The following is a 21589-nucleotide window of genomic DNA, read 5'->3' as shown; positions in this document are numbered from 1 at the left end:
TATTTACCCTACAGTCTCAATAGGATGAAGCAGGAACGTGTGCACTTCAAACTAGCCGAAATTGCACACGTTTGTACCCGTTTTGACCTTTCAGCGCACACGTAGCGCACACGAATTAGGAAGTGCACACGACCATGGCCACCTTCACTCAGTTGCCCTCTGGGAACTGGCGCGTCCAGGTCCGCCGCAAGAACCGTTACGTGTCAGAGACCTTCCGCCGGCGCAAGGACGGCGAGGAATGGGCACTCGATATGGAATGCAACATCGATCGGAAGGGATCGCCAAAGCCGCGCGCTGCGGTAAGAGCAAAAACCTTCGCCGATATCATCGATTTGCACATCGAAGATATGCTCGAGGTCGGCCGGCCTCCTCGCCGATCCAAAGCAGCCGTCCTGGAAGCGCTGAAGGACGACCTCGGATCCACAAAGCTCCCTAGGCTCGATCGCGCGCGGTTAATCGAATATGGCAGAAAGCGAGCAAAGGAAGGTGCTGGACCAGCAACCCTTGCGATTGACATGTCGTTCATTAGGACCGTCGCGACGCACGCAGCAGCCGTCCATGGCATCGAGGTTTCCGCCGAAGAAGTTCGCCTCGCGCGGGCGGCGCTCAAACATCTGGGTCTTGTTGGAAAGTCCGACGAGCGAGATCGCAGACCAACCCAGGATGAGCTTGACGAGCTCATCATGTACTTCGAGTCCAATTATCGCCAAGTCATCCCCATGGGGCGCATCGTCCGCTACGCCGTCGCGACGACGATGAGGCAAGAAGAGATTTGCCGGCCCGGTTGGCCCGACGTCGACATGAACAAGAGGATCCTATTAATTCGAGATCGTAAGGATCCAAGAGAAAAGGAAGGCAACGACCAGAAAGTGCCGCTTCTTAATCTGACTGGTTACGATGCTTGGGAGATCCTGCTCCAGCAGCGGATCATCACAAGGGGCCAGGGCCGCGTGTTTCCTTATAACCATCGTTCAATTAGCAAGGCATTCGCACGGGCTTGCGAAGAACTGAAGATTGAGGATCTGCATTTCCATGACCTGCGGCACGAAGGCACCAGTCGCCTCTTCGAAGCAGGGTTGCCAATCGAAAAAGTCGCATTGGTAACCGGTCACAAAGATTGTCGAACGTTGCGGCGTTACACGAAGTTGAGGCCAGAGGAGCTTCATAAGCTCCAAACGGCGCCACAGCCCTCCTTGGAGGAATTCATGCGAATGATGGCAAACGCGTAGGCAGGTTAAGTCTCCAAAAATCTGAAGTTGAGTCAGCCTGTTGAACTGACGCTGGATGAAATAGTAGATGCATCAAAAAACAGGACGCCGTCTGCGCGCCCTGATGATCGAGCCGGTCATTTGCGACGGTAGTTTGAATCGCGACTTATGTATTGCTCTTTTTTCTCTTGAACGCCCCATCCCTTTCGAGAAATGCCTCAAGCATGAACGGTACTAGGTCGGCAACCTCCTCCTTGTTGCCGTAAATCTCTGCATAGAAGTCCGCATACTCTCGGAGCCGTTGCGCAAGAGCCGGAGTGAACACAACGCTCATCTTCACCGGCGTCCGGTCAGGCAGTTTTGCAAGCCTCATCCCTCACCTGCCCTTCGCCGCCGCCTGATGGTCCGAATACTGCTTTAGCACCAGATCCTTCGAAACAATCACCCGCAGCGGCCAGCCCGGCCGCACCGTAATCGTGGGCTGCACGTCGAGCTCGCGCTCCACTAGGCGCTGGCCGGCACGATTGGTCGTTTGCTGTGCACTTTCCCGCAAAGCCTTAACGAGATCGCTCTCGTCGCTGCCAATCGAGAGCTGTGTCCCCACCCCAATCAAGGTCGCCAAGGCGACGCCCTTGAGCAATTGCCAGGTATGGAAGTCCACCTCATCCTCGAGCCCGGCATAGCCTGCGACGTCCGTGGCTGGAAGGTTCTCGATCACGATGGAGTTTCCGTTCGGCAAGATGAGCCGTGTCCAGACGACCAGTGCCCGCTTTTGGCCAAAAGCCACGATGCTATCGTACTTGCCCACAAGCCGTGTCCCCTGCGTGATGATCCTGGGCACGCAATGGTACATACTTTTCAACGTCATCGCAGGCGCGAGCGCCTTTCCGACTGATCTGCGCGAGGCCGCGAGCAGCCTCCATCTCGGCGGATGGCGGTGGTGGTTCAAGGTGATCCTGCCCGGCATCTTTCCCTATTACGTCACCGGTGCGATCACCGCCTCAGGCGGCTCCTGGAATGCATCAATCGTCGCGGAGGTCGCGAGCTGGGGCGACACCCATCTGAAGGCCATGGGCCTCGGCGCCTATATCGCATCGGCGACGGAAGCCGGCGACTTCCCGCGCGTCGTTCTCGGGATCGCCGCGATGTGCATTCTCGTGACGTTGTTTAACCGCCTGATCTGGCGACCGCTCTACGCCTTCGGCGAGCGGCGCTTGCGGCTCGGCTGACGAGGAGACCATCATGCTCGATCAACCCTCTGCACTCATCGACATCCGCGGTGTCTGCCGATCCTTCCCGAAAGGCAGCGGCGAAGAGCTGCTGGTGCTGGACAAGGTCGATCTGACGATCCGCTCGGGCGAAATCGTCGGCCTGCTCGGCCGCTCCGGCTCCGGCAAGTCCACCTTGCTGCGGATCATCGCCGGCCTCGTCGCGCCCTCCTCGGGCAGCGCGAGCTGCCGCGGCCAGACCATCATCGGACCGCCGAACGGCGTCGCCATGGTGTTTCAGTCGTTCGCGCTGTTTCCGTGGCTGACGGTGCTCCAGAACGTCGAACTTGGGCTCGAGGCGCTCGGCGTCGATGCCATCGAGCGGCGCAAACGGGCGCTGGCAGCGGTCGACCTGATCGGCCTCGACGGATTTGAGTCCGCCTTCCCTAAGGAGCTGTCGGGCGGCATGCGCCAGCGCGTTGGCTTCGCGCGCGCGCTGGTCGTGCATCCGGACCTGCTGTTGATGGATGAGCCGTTTTCAGCCCTCGACGTGCTGACCGCCGAGACGCTGCGCACCGATTTGATCGATCTCTGGATCGAGGGCCGCTTACCGATCAAGTCGATCCTGATGGTAACTCACAATATCGAGGAAGCCGTCCTGATGTGCGATCGGATCCTGGTGTTCGCGTCGAATCCGGGACGCGTGGCCGCAGAGATCAAGGTCGAGCTGGGCCATCCGCGCAACCGGCTCGATCCGCATTTCCGCCAGCTAGTCGACGGCATCTACGCCCGCATGACCCAGCGCGCGGAGCCCAAGCCGCCCTCGGTCGAAGATATACCCAGCGCCGGAGTAGGCATGACCCTGCACCACGTGTCCTCCAACGTGCTGTCCGGCCTGATCGAGACCTTGGCGGGACCGCCCTATCACGGACATGCCGACCTGCCGGTGCTGGCGAGCCAGCTCCAGCTCGAGGCCGACGAAATCCTCCACCTCGGCGAATCCCTCCAGCTCCTGCGCTTCGCTCAGCTCAGCGAAGGCGATTTGCTGCTCACCGAGGCTGGCAAGTGCTTCGCCCATCTTGCGACCGACGCCCGCAAGACGCTCTTCGCCGACCATCTCACCGCTCACGTGCCCCTGATCGGACTGATCCGTCGCGTGCTCGACGAGCGCCCCTCGCATGCCGCCCCTGCGGCGCGGTTCCGCAACGAGCTCGAGGACTACATGTCCGAGGACTATGCCGACGAGACGCTCAAGACGGTGGTGTCCTGGGGGCGCTATGCCGAGCTCTTCGCCTATAACGAGCAGTCGGAGACGTTCAGCCTGGAAAACCCCAAATGATACGATCTCGTTGCGCTCACTTTCCCGAACGATGGATGATGAGGATTCATCTCGGTAAAGTGAACCGACGCTAAGCTTCTTGACGCCCTATTCGAAACTTGCGTTGGATTCGAAGGCTTCGCATTCAGTGTTTCTTCATCTTCCGGCGTACAATTCCCGCGCGCGTCGCCCTCCCGGCGGATCGACAGTCGTTGATCCCGAGGTAGCCATCCACATCAATTCAATCGCACTCGACATAAGGACACTGCGCAAAACAATCCAGATTTCCCGTCGATCCGGGCATCCGCATGTCAAGGATTTTCCGAACTCTAACACATGATCTAACTCTCGCCCGCCAGCGGTCTGGTACTCGCTTTGCGGCAATGCGCGCTCGGCCCCAAGTATTCATCGGTGATGAGAACGCCATCACAGCGCTCCCACCTTCCTCAAACGAAGGAGCGTGCCATGGTCAAGCATCGGCGCCGTTTCAAGAAAACTCAGTCAGTTTACGCGCGCGTTTGCCTTGGCGTCGCCATCGTTGGCTTTGTGATCTTCGTCGCCGGAGTGCTTGTGAGCGTCTATCCTTAAGGCCGCCTCAGTTGGCGGCCCTTTCATTCATCGACGGACTGACTTCCGCTTCTGGCCATCGCGTCATTTTCTGCGACCGCGCAAGAGAGGTCGGGATCGGCTCAAAGCGGGACATTGCCTGTGGTTCATAGGTACATGGCCTAGATCAAATGGCGCCAAGTCAGCCAAACCGCGAGCGCGATGCAGACGATAATCGCAAGATACGGCAGCGCCACGCGCCTAAGTATGGCGTCCCAACCGGTCAGCTCAGAATCATCCATGTGATTGCAAAACCCCTTCGACGCGATCCATCGCTATCGTAACCCTCTACCTAACGAGGATTTTACCCGGTCATCTGCTTTTCGCATTAGGCTATGTGAAAATTCCGCCTCCCGCCGCGCGCGCAAAATTAGGAACTCTCTCTTCGTTGCAGCGTCAGCCGTCATGGCAGAATTCATCAAGGTTCGATTTCACCAATTTGGCGGGGATCTTTGCGTAGAACGGCTCGAACAGTCGGGCCCCGACGCGCGCCAGATCCTGGTCTCGGTCCGCGCAGCGAGCATCAATCCCGTCGATTTCAAGATCAGGTCTGGCAAATATCCCTCAGTGAAGAAGGACCGCCTGCCCTATACGCCAGGACGGGACGTTTCCGGAGTTGTGGAGACCTGCGGCGCGCAAGTAACACGCTTTCGACCGGGCGACGCCGTCTTCGGCATGGTCCCCGTATTCGGCGGCGGTTACGCCGAGCGCGTCGTCCTGGACGAACGCGCGGTTGCCGACATGCCCGTGGGGCTGGATCATGTTCAGGCGGCGGCCATCCCGTTGGCCGGGCAGACGGCCTACCAAGGCCTGTTTCGACGCGGCAAGCTCAAGGCAGGCGAGACGGTGTTGATCCATGGCGGCTCCGGCGGGGTCGGCCATTTCGCAATCCAGCTCGCCAAGGCCATGGGTGCTCGCGTGCTAACGACCGTCTCGACCGAGCACGTCGACTTCGCGCGATCGCTCGGGGCCGACGTGGTGATCGACTACAAAACGCAGCGCTTCGAGGAGGTTGCCAAGGATGTCGATATGGTCTTCGACTTGATCGACGGCGAGACTCGCGAGCGCTCCTGGGCGCTGCTCAGGAAAGGCGAGCGTCTGGTCTCGACGTTGACCGCGCCCTCGGAGGACCGCGCCAAGGCGCTTGGCGTCACGGCCATGCGCTACACGGTCGAGCCCGATGGCGAAGAGCTGGCCGAAATCGGAAGGCTGGCCGATGCGGGCAAGCTGAAGCCGCACATTCAGGCCACCTTCCCGCTCGAGCAGGCTGCACAGGCGCTGGCGACCGTGGAGCGCGGTCATACGGCCGGCAAGGTCGTGCTGACATGCGGCTAAGCGGGAGCGTCTCATGAACACGACCAACCGGCGTAGCCTGCTCGCTGCTGCGGCCGCGCTCGGCGCCACCGCAGCCGCCTCGGCCCAACCGCGCAACGAGCCCGTCATCGGCGACAAGGGCGCCACGATCGTGGGCCCGCGCAACCCGGAGCGGGAATTGCAGAACCCGGACATATTGCGGCCACCCTCCACCGACCACGGCTCGGTGCCGAACCTGCGGTTCTCATTTGCAGACGCGCATATGAAGATCCGCACCGGCGGCTGGTCGCGCGAGGTTACGCAGCGCGAGCTGGCGATCTCGACCACGATGGCCGGCGTGAACATGCGCCTGACAGCGGGCGGTGTTCGCGAGCTGCACTGGCACAAGCAGGCCGAATGGGCGTTCATGCTGGCCGGCAAAGCCCGCATCACAGCGGTCGACAATGATGGCCACAATTTCATCGCCGATGTCGGTCCTGGTGACCTCTGGTATTTTCCATCAGGCATTCCCCACTCGATCCAGGGACTGCCGGACGATGGCTGCGAATTCCTGCTGGCGTTTCCAGATGGTGAGTTCTCCGAGGACAGCACGTTTGCGATCACCGATCTCTTTGCTCACAATGACCCCGGCGTGTTGGCCAGGAACCTTTCCATCGACGCCAAGGCGCTCGATCAGCTTCCCAAGCAGGAGCGCTTCATCTTTCAGGCCGAGCCGCCGCCTCCGCAGCTCGAGACAGACGCGGTGCACGACGCGCTCGGCGCCGTTCCGCTCGACATGGTGTTCCATCTGACGCAGCAGCCGCCGACGCAATCGCCTGGCGGCAACGTCCGCATCGCTGATACCCGCAACTTCAAGATCTCGACGGACGTGGCGGCAGCGCTGGTCGAGGTCAATCCCGGCCACATGCGGGAGCTGCACTGGCATCCGAACGCCGACGAATGGCAATATTACATCTCCGGTCAGGCGCGGATGACCGTGTTCGCGGCGGAAGCGAGGGCGCGAACCTTCGACTACCGGGCCGGCGACGTCGGTTACGTCCCGATGTCGATGAGCCATTTCATCGAGAACACCGGCGACGAACCGCTGCGCTTCCTCGAACTCTTCAAGTCACCCCGCTTCATGGATATCTCGCTCGCGCAATGGATGGCGCTAACCCCGCCCGAGCTGGTTGCGGCTCACTTGAACATCGACCGCGCAGTGATCGAAAAGCTACGCAAGGACAAGCAGCCGGTCGTGTAGTCATTCGGGCAAATACTCTGTCAGTTCATCCGCCGTGACCAGATCAACCTGACCGTAGAAGCGGGTGCGATACATCGTCATCAGCGCGTCATGCCCGATGTCGGACGAGCTGCACAGTGCATCCTCCACGATGACCACCCTGAAGCCGAGATCGACCGCGCTCAGCGCCGTCGAGAGCACGCAGACATCGGTCTCGGCGCCCGTGACGACGACGGTGCTTACGCCCTTTTCGATGAGCAGGCTTGCCAGGGCAGGATTGCTGAACGCGGAATAGGCGGGATTGTCGATGATGCGGACCGGCGGAACATAGCGCGCCAGCGCGGGCACCAGGTCGAGAGCGAACGGCGGGAGTTGGCCGCGCGTGGCCAGCTGCCAACGCCGAAAATAACTTTGCCACTGCCCGGGTCGATCCTCGGGTGTCTGGGGGGTGATAAAACGCGTGAAGACGGTTCTCATCTGGTAGCGCGACACGATCGATGCGATCGCGGGCAAGACCCGCTCCATCCAGGGAGTTTCCCAGAGGCCGCCCGGTGCAAAGATATTTTGCATGTCGATGCAAAGGTGCACGGCATCCCGGATTTCGGCGACCTCCGACTTGCTGCTCATGATCGCAACCGATGTTCGTCCAGCGCCCGCGCGAGATAGGGCGCCGTGCGGCTCGACTTACGTCGCGCGATCTCCGCCGGCGGTCCGGCTGCGACGACTTGACCGCCCTCGTCGCCGGCGCCCGGCCCGATGTCGATCATCCAATCGCTCGCCGCGACAACGCTCATGTCATGCTCCACGACGATCACGGTGCTCCCCGCCTCCACCAACCCATCCAACTGGACAGTCAGCTTCTCGACATCCGAGGGATGCAGACCCGTGGTCGGCTCATCGAGGATGTAGATGCTTCCCGCGCGCTGGGTGCGTTGCAGCTCGGCGGCAAGCTTGACCCGCTGCGCCTCGCCGCCGGACAGCTCGGTCGCGGGCTGACCGAGGCGGATATATCCAAGCCCGACCTGCCGGACCACATCGAGCGACCTCGCGATGTGGGCGTTGTCTGCGAAGAACGCATGGGCCGCATCGACGGTCATTTCAAGCACGTCGGCGATCGACTTTCCGTTGAGCTTGATCTGGAGCGTCTCCCTGTTATAGCGCGCGCCCTGGCACTCCGGACACGGCGCATAGACGCTCGGCAGGAACAGCAATTCGACACAGACAAAGCCCTCTCCCTGACAATTCGGGCAGCGGCCCTTCGGCAGGTTGAAGGAGAATCGCCCGGCATCGAAGCGGCGCCGGCGCGCATCTTTCGTCTGCGCGAACAGCTTTCGCACATCGTCGAACAGACCGGTGTAGGTCGCCAGATTGGAACGAGGGGTCCGTCCGATCGGCTTCTGGTCCACGACCACCAGCCGTTTCAGGCGATCGAGCCCTTCGGTGATCTTGCCACTCGAGGTCTCGACCGGCGCGCGTTCAAGAACGTCTTTGCCGTCTTCGTCGGTCGCATGCGACTGTCCAAAATGCCCACTCAGCGCCTCGACGAGGAACTGGCTGACCAGGCTGGACTTGCCTGAGCCGGACACGCCGGTGACCGTTGTCAGCACACCCAGCGGGAATGCGACGTCGATCCCCCTGAGATTGTTCCGCGTGACATCGCTCAGCTTGAGCCATCCTTGCGGCGAGCGCTGCCGCCGCTGCGGCGGAACGGCCTGGCCGAACAAGTATTTTGCGGTGCGCGATCTTTCGACGGCTTTCAATCCGTCAATGGGGCCACTGTAGAGGATTTCGCCGCCATGCCTGCCGGCATCGGGTCCGACATCAACAATCCAATCGGCGTGGCGCACGACGTCCAGCTCATGCTCGACGACGAAAAGTGAATTTCCGGCCGCCTTCAGCCGGTCGAGCGCGCGGAGCAGCGCCTCAGTGTCGGAGGGATGGAGACCGGCAGACGGCTCGTCGAGCACATAGACCACGCCAAACAGGTTGGAGCGGACCTGCGTCGCCAGGCGCAGACGCTGAAGCTCGCCCGGAGACAAGGTCGGCGTGCTCCGCTCCATCGTGAGATAGCCGAGACCGAGATCGAGCAGCACACCAAGCCGCGCGCCCAGGTCCTGCGCGATCCGTCGCACGACGATCGTCTTCTCCGGGTGCGCGTCCTGCCGGCCGGCCTTGCCCTCGCAATAAGGCCGCATCAGCGCCGCCAATTGCTTCAACGGAACGCGCGCCATGTCGGCGATATCCATGCCGGCAAATTTGACGGACAGCGCCTCCGGCTTCAGGCGCTTGCCGTGACAAGCCGAACACTCGGTGCTCAGCATGAATTGCGAGACGCGCTTCTTCATCATTGCACTGGTCGTGTTGGCGAACGTCTCCATCACATAGCGCTTGGCGCCGGTGAAGGTGCCCTGGTAGCTCGGCTCCTCCTTCCGCCGCAGCGCCCGCTGGACCTCCTTGAGGTCATAGCCCGCATAGACCGGAACCGTGGGCTGCTCGTCGGTAAACAGGATCCAGTTGCGGTCCTTCCTGGGAAGCTCGCGCCAAGGCGTATCAATGTCATAGCCCAGCGTTGTCAGGATATCGCGCAGGTTCTGGCCGTGCCATGCCGTTGGCCAAGCCGCGACAGCGCGCTCACGGATCGTGAGCGTATCGTCGGGCACCATCGAGCATTCGGTCACGTCGTAGACGCGGCCTAGGCCATGACACTTCGGACAGGCCCCTTCCGCCGAATTGGGCGAGAAGGACTCGGCGTACAGCAGGGGCTGCGACTTTGGATAATCACCGGCGCGCGAATAGAGCATCCGAAACAGGTTCGACAGCGTCGTGACGCTGCCGACGCTGGACCGCGTGGTCGGAGATCCCCGCTGCTGCTGGAGCGCCACCGCCGGCGGCAGCCCCTCGACCTCGTCGACCTCAGGCACGGCCATCTGGTGGAACAGGCGGCGGGCGTAGGGCGACACGGATTCCAGATACCGCCGCTGCGCCTCCGCATACAGCGTCCCGAAGGCCAGCGACGATTTTCCCGAGCCGGAGACGCCGGTGAACACCACCAGCGCATCACGCGGGATATCCACATCGACGTTCTTGAGATTGTGCTCGCGCGCACCGCGCACCCTGACAGATCCGGTAGCCGATTGCCTGGCGCCCTGCTCCAGCTTGTAAACCTTGTCGTCCATGATTTGCTGCCAATGCCTTCGAACAGATAACCGGCTCGAGGCTCCGTCGATCCTGAGATGCGGCGCCTTGGAACCATTACCTAGCGCGCCGGTTCGTTCCAATGATTGCAGGATATGAGGCACATCTTGCATTTCCCGTGCTGGATCTACAAACCCACAAGGCAGCCCCGCGGGCAGATCGCTGGATGGCTTTTGACGCTCACGAGGTTGGTCGCGATGCCGCTCCCCGCCCAGGCGGGCCTTTCCAGCTCGCAGCTTGAACAGGTTGTCCTTGCGCCTCGCCTTAATGCGCAGCTGCCCCTGCAAACTCCGATGAGCGACCTGAACGAGCGCAGCGCGCCATTGCAGCATTGGCTCGGAGGCGCTCCGACCGTCTGGATTCTCGCCGATTACACCTGCGAAACGCTGTGCGGACCGGCAATCTCAATTGTGTCGAACACGCTGGCCGATACCGGCCTCAGCGCGGGCAAGGACTTTCGGCTGTCGTCGTCGGCTTCGATCCTAAGGACACCGCCGCTCAGCGCTGACCATGGTATATGCTTCAGCACTAACACCACCAGAAACATCTGGAAGCAATAACTAGGTGTTCCCTTTTCAGGGCGGGACGTGGCGCCCCGGCCACCGGGGCACCATCCGAGCCAAGCACCGGCTCCTCATTCAATGCCTATTCACTCTCGCCCGGAGAGGAGCCAATTCGATCATTTCCCTTCGCCTTACGTTCAGTGGCTCCGAGGTGCCTCTTGATCGCCGGAACGATGTCGTCGACTGAGCTAAACCAGCGCAGGCCGTAACGTTTGGCGCTCATTTCGGTGAACCTTAGGCGATCGACAAGTTTCGATGCAGGCATCAAAAAGTAGTCGCGCACCGCGAGATTTGAGGCGTCGAGCCTGATGCCGACGATTACTCCAGGAGGCAAATGTTGGCCGTGCTCGACCGTCCAAGTCGGAGAGTGCCTTTCGTTGCCGTCGTGAGTACTGCGGGCTACGCGCAACGAAACGAGGAGACCTCGTATCGCCAGGGTTCTATGGACTTGATCGTACCTGATGTCTTCACCCAAAACTGCTAGAGCTGCTCCGAGTTTCACAGCGTGCTCTTCAATCATGGCATGACGATCTTCGCGCGAGTCGATGTACTGACAATCTCGGGACGAGACATAGCCAATCAATCGATATGCATTCCGCAAGGAACCAAAGCGAAAAAGAAAAAGACCAGGGCTCGGTACGCCTGGCGCATCTCGTATGACTTCGCTGCTAAGCCGCCCCTTTTTCTTCAACAAAAGCCTAAGTCGCTTTAGCATCTCTTCGTTAGAGAGCCCTTTGGTACTCTTACGAGCAGCGATAATCGCCCGCGCTTTCGCGAACAGCTCGGGACTAATGACGGACTCGAACGCACCGACTTTGCGTATCCAGCGCTCGGGTGGGTTTGGTTTGTTGTACTCTCGAAGTCGACATGTATGCCGGTCGTAAAGCAAATTGCCGATATAGTTCTCGTTCGCTAGCATGTAACGGATAATCCCTTCAGACCAGGGGCGGCCTGTTGGGCACTTGATGCCGGCGGTATTTAGCCGCCGCGCTATTTTGGTCTCCCCCCTCTGATCGATCACAAATTGCCGGAAGATCGAGCGGACTAATTCGACCTCCTCCGGCGGTCCTGGCCGTAGAATGACTCGATCTGTTTGGAGGAATTTTCTTTCACCGTTTTGCATCACGCCGCGGGAGCGTCCGGTCGAATCAATCAACTCCCTGCGCAGACCGATGCCGGGGCGTCCTCCTAAACGAAAACCCATTCGAGCCACGTGGCATGCTCCAGCGTAAACCTTTTCGGATCGTTCCCTGCTCCATTCGGCCGCCATGCCTCGCTTTAGGTTTTTCGCCATGCTCGAAACAAAGCTGCTGTCGTTCTTGAACAGCTCTGCACAGTACTCAACGCGCACACCGTTACGCTTGCACAAGAACTCATAATAGGCGCTCTCATCGATGTCCTGGAAACGCCCCCAACGGCTGACGTCGTAGACAAGTATGTAGCCAAAGTCCGCGCGCCCACACTGAACGTCGTCGATCAGATCTAAGAGACCCTTTCTATTCTTGATATGAAGCCCGCTTTTGGCGTCGTCACGGTAGGTCCGCACGATCTCCAACTCGGATCTCTGCGCGTACGCGGCGATTGCCGCCATCTGATTCACGATTGAATATTCCTGGTAGTCGGTCGACATCCTAACATACTGGGCTGCACGACGTGCCCGCTGTGCCTTTGGCAGCCAGATTTTGTGCGGAACGAGTGCATTGACCATCGACCGAGGCTCCAACGCATCGCGCTCGTGCAACCTAGAACGGCCCGGCCAGATCGACAAATTCACGTCTTCATGATGGGCTCCATGTCCATCCATACTTCTTCGCCATCCAGGTCAGAACGGCTGTCGCAAGGGCCACGATTAGTCCTCCCCAGTGGGAAGCCCTGCGCGTCGCGCTGATCGAGCGCAGATACAGAATCGCGCCAAGCAATAGGCCGTAATTCTTCCGGAAGTCTCCGTTGAGCTTGGCAATCTTCGACAGCTCGGAAGTGCCTTCCACTTCATCCGCCATGGCTGGTTCCTCTCAAACCGTTAGAGCCAGCGGCCTATAAACTCCTGTTTTGCCCGACGGCACAAGCGCAATTTTCGGTATTTCGAAATTAGAGCAAAGCTCATTCATCCGAACTATTGAGTGTATTGACCAACCAGTTGCGACCGACGCACCCGTATCCCACAAGACCCTGCGGCTGTTCAGGCGCGCCGACTCGCCGCTATCTTTGCGGCATGACCAAAGCTGAGAATAGAGCGGCCGCGAAGGTATGGCACGAAGGGCGCGAACGGCAGCGCAGTGAAGCTGCTCGGACTGAGGCTGTCAAAGCTGAACTCGTCGAGTTGGATCGGCTTCGCACCTATCTCATATAGAAGTGGACGCTCGGCCATACGCCCCCGCTAATTGATGCGATTGACGACTACGTGGAAGCGATCACTGGGGATCGCACCACGCTGCACGCAAACTCTTCGAGCATTGGGCCTCGCACCGCGTGACAAAGTTTACCGCTGAGCGCCCCTACGCCGCCCCGGAGGCGGCCGCGCGGAAGCTCGTCGAGCTCGCCGCGAGCATCGAGGCGATCCAGGACGGCCGCATCTATATCGAGCGCATCAACGCACCCTTCCCTTTCACGCTGAAGGCTAGCGGCAGCGAGTTCGGTGCCGGCATTCGGTACGCAGTTGATCGTGGTTGGCTGATACTCCACGAGAGCGGCACGTATGTAAGCTGCTTCCGTCTGGCGAGGATCTTCTCGCCCGGTAGAGAGGGCCTCTCCGCGGGAACGCGCTGCGACCGAGGCGGACTTCCTTCGCGAATCGGACTCCGGTTCGGCGCTCAGCGCGGAGGTTCCTAGCTAAAGTCGGCGGAGCCTCATTACCGCCGATTCCCGCCGGCGGGTGTTCCATTCGTCTCAAATTAGAACGCTGCCGGGCTCGAAATACACGTCCCGGCAGCATTTATCCTCAAACTGAGCCCTGAAATCCCAGTTGGTTTCAATTGAGCAATGGTCGTGCCACAGGCCTGTGACAGCGCTCGCCGGTTCACGGTGGCGGGGCCTTCCTTGGCAATTTACGGGCGAGTGTCCGCGGTGGAATGGCGCTGCAAAGCTTCGATAGCTTTCCGGTAATCCTCGGCCACCTTGAGAAGACCCTCGCGCTCAAGTTCGAATGAAGCAATCGCTGCGTGCTTTCTGCACGCACGTTCGAGCCGGCGGAATTCCTTCAATTCCCGGTTCAACGACAGATCCTCGAATCCGACGACAGCTTACGATTGGGCAGCACCAATGTAGCGAAGTGCCGGAAGTTCCCGCAACATCAAATGTCAACCTGAACGAGAAGCTTTATCGGCATTGTGGTTCTTGGTGTGCAGTGCGGCACAAGTGGCGCCGCCTATGTCGGAAGGCATACAGACCTGATTGCCGAATCTTCCTAGACATTTTGTACACCTTGGCGCCCCCTTAACCGCCAAGGCTTCCAATGGCTCCGGCATCTAGTTGTGCTGGGGCCATTTTTTTTGCGACCTGTAACAAACGAGCGCGAGCGACTGCCGCTCGTGGGTGTGGAGAAATATTCACCTGTTTGCGTTTCATGCGCTCCGCAACCGCACGCTCGACCTCGGCGGCGAGCACGCTCAGGTGATCTGCCAGCCAAGTAAACAGTTCTCGCTTCTTTCGATCGGTCGCCAGATCTCGGATCAGCGCACACTCGGCCGCATCTTTGCGGCGCTTTTCCAACTGAGCCTGCATATCTTTCATTGCAGCTACTCCGGTCCCGCCAACAGAACCCTATGGCCAATGTTCAAAAGTGAACAGAACAGATTGCCTACTTTTCCTAGGCTCGAGGTGCTTGGCGATCCTCATACCGCCAAGGCCTCCAACGGTCCCGGCATGTAGGGGTGCTGGGACCGTTTCTTTAGCGAGCGCCTCGCGCCCAAAAGGAACGACATTGGCGCGCTGACATTTGAGTCGTCGCCGGCTCGCCGCCGAGCTGGCGGAGCGGCCCCGAACTAACCCTTGTACCCACCTGCAGCCGGGGCCGTCTCTCCGCCACGTAGTATCGGAGTAGTGTATGCGTCCATCGCCCTCGATTGTCCCGGCTGATCGGCTCGACCGCGATATCTATCTGGTGCTGGAGGACTTCGGCGCGCGTGCAGGCTGCGCCTGGCGCGAGACGGATGAGGATGACACCGACCGGGAGACGATCATCCGGGACATTCTGTCCGGCAATTACGCCTATCCCATTCGTATCGTTGCGTTCAACGCGATCGAAGGCAGATCCAGGGATGCGACGTCGGACCTTGCCGACGAGCTCGCGCAACGCGTCGGCAGTCAAGGGCTGGAAGTCTCACCAGCGCTGCGAGCTTTCATCAATGCGAACAGCACGCGCTCTCTCGAAGAACAACTCGCACTTCCCCTGCGCGGCGCGGCCTGAGACAATTCCGCGCAACGTGGGGCTTGATGTAAGGCCGCTACAGTTTCACCTAATCGGCAGTGCACTTTTGGACCTTCGGAAGGTGTAACGATGGCTAATCTGTATCCCATGAACCGAGAGCGGGACGCGTGGATATTGCGAGAGCGCCTGGAGCGCTGCCGAAAGCTCGCCAAGGACTTTGCGCAAGGCCCGACGGCGGAGCACATTCGGGAGATCGAGGCGGAGCTCCTGGACGATATTCGCGCCTTGGAAGAAAAATAAGGCCTCCGTTGGTGGCCTTACGCTCCAGGAGATTGTTTGGCGAACCCGCGTCAACGGAGTCGATGCTTGGTGGTCGGATTCTCCATGATCTCGACCAGTACGCCGCTCGCGACAGGCTCGACTCTGTCACCGTGATTGCATTTGCAAAGCATGCCGGCTCCGCACGGACAGCCGAATATCTCGCTCCATGCCCGCTGCGGATGGTTTTCACATACGAAGCCAATGCCGAAGCAGACCGGACATTTAGGATTGGTCATATCGATCCTACTACGAACATCAGGATTGTCACGATGAGTCCGGCTAGCGACACCGCTATCCCGAGATCGACAAGGAAGAGCAGCGACGCACGCTCTTCGTTGTTCACGTCAACCCCCGTGAGAAAAGTGCGCGCGGGCCTCGCTCTCGTCGCAAGCACAGCGCGCGCCTCTTACACACGACGGCAGCCTTATCAGGCAATCCAAAGGCTCCGCGCCTTTTCAACCGATGCAGCTCTCAGAGCCTTGGCGCGATACGCGTCGATCGCGCGATTGACGATCATCATGGGTCGACGCTCGCCGCCTCTGATCTCCTCTTCAATGAACCGAACCAGAAAGCTCGTGCATGCATCAACTTCGCCAAGCTCCCCTGACCTCTCAAGGAAGCCCCAGGCAATGTTGAACGAGTCCTCGATCATGCTGCCCATATACATGACGACAAAACGTCGTCCGGCAGCCACCGTTCCTATTTGCGACTAAGTCCTTTGAAGGAGCTGGCGCGCAACAGCCCTTCCGATGTGATGTCCCGATACTGCACATCGGCATAGAACGTTGGCTCGACCCAGATAGCCCTGGGCTTCCTGACGGGTTTGGTGAGTTTTGTCTTCGGGCTGACGACCGTTTCCAATGCCTTGCGGATCTCTGCTGACTTCGTTCGGCTCCAGCCGGTCCCAACCTTCCCCATATACCGCAATTCTTTGCCCTCCTTCTTGCCGAGGTAAAGGGCAGCGACGCCGGATGGATCCTTGACGAATCCGACCACAGCAAATTTCTCGCGCTGGACTGCCTTGATTTTTTGCCAGACCTCGACGCGGTCCGAGCGGTACGGCGCGTCCACCCTTTTCGAGATAATGCCCTCGTAGTTGAGCTTGCTGGCGGCTTCGAACATCGCGCGGCCGTCGCCCTCGTGATGTTCGCTGTAGAAAACGGGCTTCTCCAGCTTGTTGCCCTCGATCAGCTCCTTCAGCAGTTCTTTGCGGGCAAGCTGGGATAGCTTGCGAAGATCCTGGCCGTCGAGCCAGAGGAGATCGAAGGCGAAGTACAGTAACCGATCTTGATCGCCTTTCCCGAGGTCGGCCTGCAGCTCGGAGAAGTTGGTCCGGTCCTCATGGATGACAACGACCTCCCCGTCTACGATCGCCTGACCTGGGATGTCGAAGGCACCCGCAGCGGTGGAGGACTTGTGCGTCCAGTCGAACCCATTCCGCATGTAAGCCCGGCGGTCGTCGCCGTCGACGCGCAGCTGGATGCGGTAGCCGTCGTATTTGATCTCGTGAATCTACTGGGATCCTGAAGGTGCTTTCGTCTTCAGGGTCGCCAATTGAGGACTGATGAAGCCCGGCATTGACAGAGCTTGCAGCTCTTCAGCCAGACTCCTTTTGGTACGCTTCGCCCAATACGCAACTCACGCCGACACTACGAAAAAGAAACGGCCTCAGCGGCACCGGGGGGCATATGCTGAGGCCGGATCAATACCCTCTCTCGTGGAAGGCTCTACTTGAACGCCTGCTGATTTCGGTTGTTCCTCGCCTGTACGCTATGGGCCTGCCTGTGGGGCCGGACAGAAACTCTTCGTTATTACGGAACATTTCAGACGCGCGGCCCTCGTTCCGCGTTCCGCGCGTCAGGACCCGCCATGCCCGCGATCGAACCCGATGCTAAATTAAGAAGCGCCTGGAGCTCTGTCTCGAGGCGCTTCGTCTTCGCAAGAAAATCTCATCGACCACCACGCGGATCGAAGCCATCAAGGCGGAGCTGAAGATCTTCGCCAACGATCTCGGCCGTGGCTTTCGGGAAGTGGACACGAAACTGGGGCACGTCTCGGTGTCGCCGGAAAAGCCGGAGCGGTTCGACGGGGATTTCCCTGCCGTTGATGTTCGCAAATGGCAGTCACTGCCCGAAGCCGACCGCAAGAAGCATCTCGAGAGCGGTCTCGTCGTCATCGAATCCTAGTGGGCCAAGCCGTACCACGGGCGCGTCGATATCGAGCTCTACTGACGACGCCAGTCGTCATCACGGCAGGCCGATTGCCGGGGCAGCGCGGATCGATCGCTGGCTCGTCGAGTCAGCTACACAGACAAATCATACGTGAAATGATGTTCGCCTCTTGCGTGAGCAACTGCGCTTTGCTCCGCGAGGGAAGGGCCGAACAGGTTTGCATCGTTGATCAGTGCCATTCCACTATTTCCGGCATCGTGCAAACCATATTCAACCGAATCGAGCCCATGGCCATCCTCAAAATGATCTGAATCTTTGGCCTCTGCTATATCATTCTTGAAATGAAAGGAATCTCCGGGCTCGGGCGCAGCTGCCGTTTGTGCCGGACCGGAGTCATCGGTAGCTTGGTGGTTGCTGCCAGCGTTCTGGCTCGGCCCCGCATGCAGATTTTTAGAAGCGTTTGAATGCGGCTCCTGCAAGTCACGCTGCGATTGGATGGAATTGGCATGGCTACCCAGTGCATCATTCTTGACATGCTTCTTGCCGACTGTGGCGTCGTCGTTTGAAGCGTCTACCTCGCGATGCAATTGTCCACGATTGTGTTCGTGTTCCGGTGGCTCGTGCTCGGCATGTGGCTTGCCTTTTGCGGCGCCTTCCTCCGAAACATGCAAGTCACGCTGCGATTGCCTTTGAGTTGGATCCTGTCCCGGCGGCTCGCGCTCGGCATGCGGCTTGCCAGCTGTGGCGCCTTGCTCCGAAACATACAAATCACGCTGCAATTGTCCATGATCGGATCCGTCTACTTCGGTCGCCTGTGTTGTGCCGTATTCGGCATTCCTCGGCGTGTCCGTTCTGCCCGCCTGTTCGAAGCCGCCATGATCGATGAGAGCGTCGATGGCACCGGCTCCAACGTGAGGGTTGCCGCTGCCGCTGACGCTATCCTCGCTCGCGGCTGCATCTGTGATCTGGAGTTCGTCGCCTCTGCCGACAGTATCGCCTCGGGCTCCCTCGAAGGCGAATGATTCACTGTGCATTTCGGGATTGAGCCAGGTCAGCTTGTCGAAGCCATTGAGGTTCGGATCGACGTCGCCAGCCGTATTGAGGGCGGCAAATTGGCCGGTAGCGTTTGCGGCATCCGATGCAAAGAAATCGCTCGGGCTATCGGAAAAAGTGAATGCCTGCGCCGGGCTGGCAAGGAGTTCGTATATCGAGACCCCGACCGCCATCAATACGAACGTGCCAAAGCTGCTCAGGCCCAGCCTTAGAGGGGTGGGTGTCGGCAATGTGATCGTGCTGGCGGCAATATCGGCACGGGATTCGATGAGCTTGGCCCGCGTCGGGCTATCAGCTCCAGAATCCTCATCGCGGCCGGCATTGCCCCCGGCTTTGGCCGTTTTGCCCGAAATAGCGGTAGTTTTTTGGGAGGTGATTTTGATGGTCAAGGCCGCGCCGGTGCCGTCTGCGGCCATTACCGTGACACTATCGGTATACGCTTGACCGACTGCGGTCGCGCCCGCGGATTGAACGTCATCTAGCGCTGCCCAGATCAGAGCTGCAAGCGCGCCCATCCCACCATAAAGGCGCGACAGGACGAACGTTGCGAGCTCCGTCCGGTTTTTGATCTCAAGCTGCGCAGATATGTGATTGATTCGCGCCTGGACGGTGACTGTGGGGATCTTAAGCTGGCGCGCAAGCTCCTTGTCCGACATTCCGCAGGCGACCAGACGCATGATCTTGCGCTCCTGGTCCGTTAGCGCTGCCAGCCCTTTTTCGCCAAACGCGGCATTGCCCGCCTTGCGAGCAGCCGCCCGGTCCGCGGTCGGCGCCACCAGCCTCAGGGACTGCATCAAGGTTTCGGGCTCCTCGCGCATCGGAATTGCAGTGCAGGCACCCGCTGCGATTGCGGCAGCAAGATCCCCACGCGCAATGGATGCCGTGTAGAAGACCAGCCGTGTGGGAATGTTTTCGGCATTGACGGCGGCGAGCATTTCAGAAGCCGTCACGTCAGGAAATCCGTCCTCCACAAGCGCGACATCTGGCTTCAACTTCCGAAATGCCTCGAGGCAGCCAGCTCCACTAATGCACGACGCAACGATCTCGAAGTCACGCTCCGCCGCAAATAGCGTCGCAAAACCCTGCAAAACGATCGGACGACGATCTGCTATCACGACTCGGATACGAAGCATCTGCGCTACTCGCCCGGCGTTCCGTCCTAATTCGCCCAGCAAAGGCGACTAGGTTCAACGACGTAAATTTCACGAGCAGCGCGGCAACGCACAACACACCTCTTGGTTCCGGGAGTTAATGAGGCGATCGAACGATGTTCAAACTTGCGATTGATCGGTCCATCGAGAAGCGGCCTCGCCGCCGGCAGAAAGTCCATCAGCACAGGAGAAGGGAAATGGGGCCGATCGTCTGCTTCGGGTCACATGCGGGTGTCGCGGCGATCTTCGTCCTCGGTCCGCTCGCCCCCCCGCAAGCCGACATCAGCGCATGCAAATGGTGAAGCAGCTGAGGGCCGATAGGAGGCATTGAGCGCAATCCACTTCGATCGCAAAGGGCACCTATTAAAATAGCAATCGGAGCTAGGAAAGATTGGGAAGTTCGCGCGTTTAGCGGGACCGGGGCAACGCAATGGAGGAGAAGCATGCGAACAGTAATTCTCGCGATGATTGTAGTTGCCGGAAGCGCGATCACCTTCCATGCAACGGCACAGGAGCAAAAGGCGGCGCCCAGTGAGCAAACCAAGGAGGAGATGCACGGTGATGTAGATAAGGAGCTCAAGGCCAGCGAACCCAACGAGCAGATGCAGCGTGATGCGGCCAAAGGGGTCAAGACACGCAACTCCGGAGCGTCCGGATACGTGACCGATCAGGAGAAGCCGGCCGCTTCTGCGCATCCCCCGGGCCAACCGGGTAGTGAGCAGACTACCGGTTCGAGTATCCAGACCGGCACAGGGAAATAGAAGCCGTTCGCGTAACGTGCAACCCGGAAAGTGTTGCCCCCGAATCCAGTAACTGAGGCGCTCTATTTCATTTTTCTAGATCCAATGTTGATGAAGAAGATCGGCTTGCCGGCTTCGTCTGTGACCTCAAGCGACCATTTTTGCCCCGGGCGAAACCTCCCGTTGATATCCCTCAAGACTTCGCCAGCAAAGATCGTAGCGTTATGCCACGCCCTTTCGTCGTCCCGAAAATGCTCTCCCGCGTCATCGGTGCTCGGCTCGGTGCCATGAACGTTGAAGAAGTATCTAGGCATTGCCGATTAACACAGGTTAGTCGTCGCAGTTCCTAACCGGTCTCTCTGCTGCGTCTTGGATGGTGCGGATTCGCTGGGCCCGGCGAGCAAGTCTTCGTAAGTCTTGGCAATTCTGCAAGCTTTAGCAGGCCGGCAACCGGAACGTGCTGAGACCAGCCTGTATAGGCTATGGGTCACTTGCCGGCACGAAATTGAACTATCGACATGTCTGCTTGCGCCACAAGCGGACGTCAACGCCTCAGCAGCTTCGCTCCGTTCGCAGTGATCATCAGCAGCACCGCGATAAAGCCGAGGGCGCCGGCGATCCAGGCGCCAATCTTGACGACAAACCAGTTGGTCGTCTTGGCCTTCGCGAAGAAGTCATACATCTCGCCGACCTGGCTCGCGATCTTGTCATGCGCGTGGACGCGTACCTCGAGCGCGGTGGATTGAATTCGCAGCCGTCACAAGGCAGGGATTGCCGCCCATCAAGCAGGACCTCGATGTAGAGCGGCGGGTTACGAATACTGACGAGGCGGCGTTCAATGCGCGGGCTTGGCGGGGCGTTTTCCGTCAGAGGGAGGGCAAACGCGTTCGAGGAACTCACCATCGCGGGTTCACTTGGTCGACGCGTTCGGAATCAGGAAACAGGACGACGCTTTGGTAGCTCACGTAGCGTGGTGGCGCTTCGCGCAACAATCAGCACCCTTTACATCCCCGTCTGGACCTCGGCGAAGAGGGCCCTCTACCTGGAGCAGGCATTAACGAACTCCAGCGCCGGCCGCGAGGCGAAGAGAAGGCTGCTCTGTCACCAAACGTTCTAAGATATCGCGTCCTGATCCAGACAGAACGGATCCCAGTCC

20 protein-coding genes and 2 pseudogenes are annotated in these 21589 nt (G+C 59.6%); 10 read left to right on the top strand and 12 right to left on the bottom strand.

Annotated elements, in window-relative coordinates:
- Positions 1–134 precede the first annotated feature (134 nt).
- Complete coding sequence (locus NLM15_RS17805) at positions 135–1229, top strand: site-specific integrase (protein ID WP_254118370.1); 1095 nt, start codon at positions 135–137, stop codon at positions 1227–1229.
- 145 nt (positions 1230–1374) lie between these two features.
- Here NLM15_RS17805 and NLM15_RS17800 read toward each other — a convergent pair whose 3' ends face one another.
- A complete protein-coding gene (locus tag NLM15_RS17800) occupies positions 1375–1581 on the bottom strand; it encodes a DUF2274 domain-containing protein (RefSeq protein ID WP_254118369.1) in 207 nt (68 codons plus the stop codon).
- A gap of 3 nt (positions 1582–1584) precedes the next feature.
- Positions 1585–2040 (bottom strand): annotated as a pseudogene (locus NLM15_RS17795) (TrbI/VirB10 family protein); the annotation flags it as partial.
- On the opposite strand from NLM15_RS17795, the pseudogene NLM15_RS17790 reads away from it, so the two are divergent.
- From NLM15_RS17790 to NLM15_RS17775, 4 genes and pseudogenes are all read left to right on the top strand, one after another.
- A pseudogene (locus NLM15_RS17790) lies at positions 2033–2437 on the top strand (ABC transporter permease subunit); the annotation flags it as partial. The pseudogenes NLM15_RS17795 and NLM15_RS17790 overlap by 8 nt on opposite strands.
- Before the next feature lie 13 nt (positions 2438–2450).
- Positions 2451–3755 (top strand): AAA-associated domain-containing protein, encoded by a 1305-nt coding sequence (locus NLM15_RS17785; protein ID WP_254118367.1) that lies wholly within the window; start codon positions 2451–2453, stop codon positions 3753–3755.
- A gap of 831 nt (positions 3756–4586) precedes the next feature.
- Complete coding sequence (locus NLM15_RS17780) at positions 4587–5675, top strand: NADP-dependent oxidoreductase (RefSeq protein ID WP_254118366.1); 1089 nt, start codon at positions 4587–4589, stop codon at positions 5673–5675.
- Positions 5676–5688: 13 nt separating this feature from the next.
- The gene (locus tag NLM15_RS17775; RefSeq protein ID WP_254118365.1) at positions 5689–6894 is read left to right on the top strand and encodes an oxalate decarboxylase family bicupin; all 1206 of its coding nucleotides are present in this window, start codon (positions 5689–5691) and stop codon (positions 6892–6894) included.
- Here NLM15_RS17775 and NLM15_RS17770 read toward each other — a convergent pair whose 3' ends face one another.
- The gene (locus tag NLM15_RS17770; RefSeq protein ID WP_256565455.1) at positions 6895–7500 is read right to left on the bottom strand and encodes a cysteine hydrolase; all 606 of its coding nucleotides are present in this window, start codon (positions 7498–7500) and stop codon (positions 6895–6897) included.
- On the bottom strand, positions 7497–10049 hold the full coding sequence (gene uvrA / locus NLM15_RS17765) for an excinuclease ABC subunit UvrA (RefSeq protein ID WP_254118364.1): 2553 nt from the start codon (positions 10047–10049) through the stop codon (positions 7497–7499). Before uvrA ends, NLM15_RS17770 begins: the two co-directional genes overlap by 4 nt.
- A 216-nt stretch (positions 10050–10265) precedes the next feature.
- On the opposite strand from uvrA, the gene NLM15_RS17760 reads away from it, so the two are divergent.
- On the top strand, positions 10266–10628 hold the full coding sequence (locus NLM15_RS17760) for a hypothetical protein (protein ID WP_254118363.1): 363 nt from the start codon (positions 10266–10268) through the stop codon (positions 10626–10628).
- A gap of 85 nt (positions 10629–10713) precedes the next feature.
- Here the strand turns inward: NLM15_RS17760 and NLM15_RS17755 are convergent, their stop codons facing one another.
- The 3 genes from NLM15_RS17755 to NLM15_RS17740 all read right to left on the bottom strand — a co-directional run bounded on the left by NLM15_RS17755 (position 10714) and on the right by NLM15_RS17740 (position 14360).
- On the bottom strand, positions 10714–12339 hold the full coding sequence (locus NLM15_RS17755; RefSeq protein ID WP_254118362.1) for a recombinase family protein: 1626 nt from the start codon (positions 12337–12339) through the stop codon (positions 10714–10716).
- A 70-nt stretch (positions 12340–12409) separates the two neighbouring features.
- The gene (locus tag NLM15_RS17750) at positions 12410–12631 is read right to left on the bottom strand and encodes a hypothetical protein (protein WP_254118361.1); all 222 of its coding nucleotides are present in this window, start codon (positions 12629–12631) and stop codon (positions 12410–12412) included.
- 1432 nt (positions 12632–14063) lie between these two features.
- A complete protein-coding gene (locus tag NLM15_RS17740; protein WP_254124756.1) occupies positions 14064–14360 on the bottom strand; it encodes a hypothetical protein in 297 nt (98 codons plus the stop codon).
- 313 nt (positions 14361–14673) lie between these two features.
- Between NLM15_RS17740 and NLM15_RS17735 the strand changes: the two genes are divergently transcribed.
- A complete protein-coding gene (locus tag NLM15_RS17735; RefSeq protein WP_254118360.1) occupies positions 14674–15036 on the top strand; it encodes a hypothetical protein in 363 nt (120 codons plus the stop codon).
- Between the two features lie 90 nt (positions 15037–15126).
- Entirely contained in the window at positions 15127–15297 is a 171-nt protein-coding gene (locus tag NLM15_RS17730) for a hypothetical protein (protein WP_254118359.1), read from the top strand.
- A 448-nt stretch (positions 15298–15745) separates the two neighbouring features.
- Here NLM15_RS17730 and NLM15_RS17725 read toward each other — a convergent pair whose 3' ends face one another.
- Together NLM15_RS17725 and ligD are read right to left on the bottom strand one after the other, a co-directional pair.
- A complete protein-coding gene (locus tag NLM15_RS17725; protein ID WP_254118358.1) occupies positions 15746–15985 on the bottom strand; it encodes a hypothetical protein in 240 nt (79 codons plus the stop codon).
- Positions 15986–16017: 32 nt separating this feature from the next.
- Positions 16018–16821 carry a non-homologous end-joining DNA ligase gene (ligD, locus tag NLM15_RS17720; RefSeq protein WP_309143650.1) on the bottom strand — a complete coding sequence of 268 codons (804 nt, stop codon included), beginning with the start codon at positions 16819–16821 and terminating at the stop codon, positions 16018–16020.
- A gap of 527 nt (positions 16822–17348) precedes the next feature.
- On the opposite strand from ligD, the gene NLM15_RS17715 reads away from it, so the two are divergent.
- Positions 17349–17504, top strand: coding sequence for a hypothetical protein (locus NLM15_RS17715; protein ID WP_254118357.1), 156 nt, complete (start codon positions 17349–17351; stop codon positions 17502–17504).
- 116 nt (positions 17505–17620) lie between these two features.
- Here the strand turns inward: NLM15_RS17715 and NLM15_RS17710 are convergent, their stop codons facing one another.
- Positions 17621–19675 (bottom strand): response regulator transcription factor, encoded by a 2055-nt coding sequence (locus tag NLM15_RS17710; RefSeq protein ID WP_254118356.1) that lies wholly within the window; start codon positions 19673–19675, stop codon positions 17621–17623.
- Between the two features lie 461 nt (positions 19676–20136).
- On the opposite strand from NLM15_RS17710, the gene NLM15_RS17705 reads away from it, so the two are divergent.
- Complete coding sequence (locus NLM15_RS17705) at positions 20137–20454, top strand: hypothetical protein (protein WP_254118355.1); 318 nt, start codon at positions 20137–20139, stop codon at positions 20452–20454.
- Positions 20455–20516: 62 nt separating this feature from the next.
- Here NLM15_RS17705 and NLM15_RS44045 read toward each other — a convergent pair whose 3' ends face one another.
- Both NLM15_RS44045 and NLM15_RS17700 read right to left on the bottom strand, forming a co-directional pair.
- Complete coding sequence (locus NLM15_RS44045) at positions 20517–20747, bottom strand: hypothetical protein (protein ID WP_375166846.1); 231 nt, start codon at positions 20745–20747, stop codon at positions 20517–20519.
- Between the two features lie 230 nt (positions 20748–20977).
- Complete coding sequence (locus NLM15_RS17700; RefSeq protein ID WP_254118354.1) at positions 20978–21115, bottom strand: hypothetical protein; 138 nt, start codon at positions 21113–21115, stop codon at positions 20978–20980.
- Positions 21116–21589: the final 474 nt, after the last annotated feature.

Source organism: Bradyrhizobium sp. CCGB20 (assembly GCF_024199855.1).
Classification (GTDB): Bacteria; Pseudomonadota; Alphaproteobacteria; order Rhizobiales; family Xanthobacteraceae; genus Bradyrhizobium.
The sequence above is the reverse complement of the archived record's forward strand: the minus strand, read 5'-3'. Positions and strand labels throughout refer to the sequence as shown.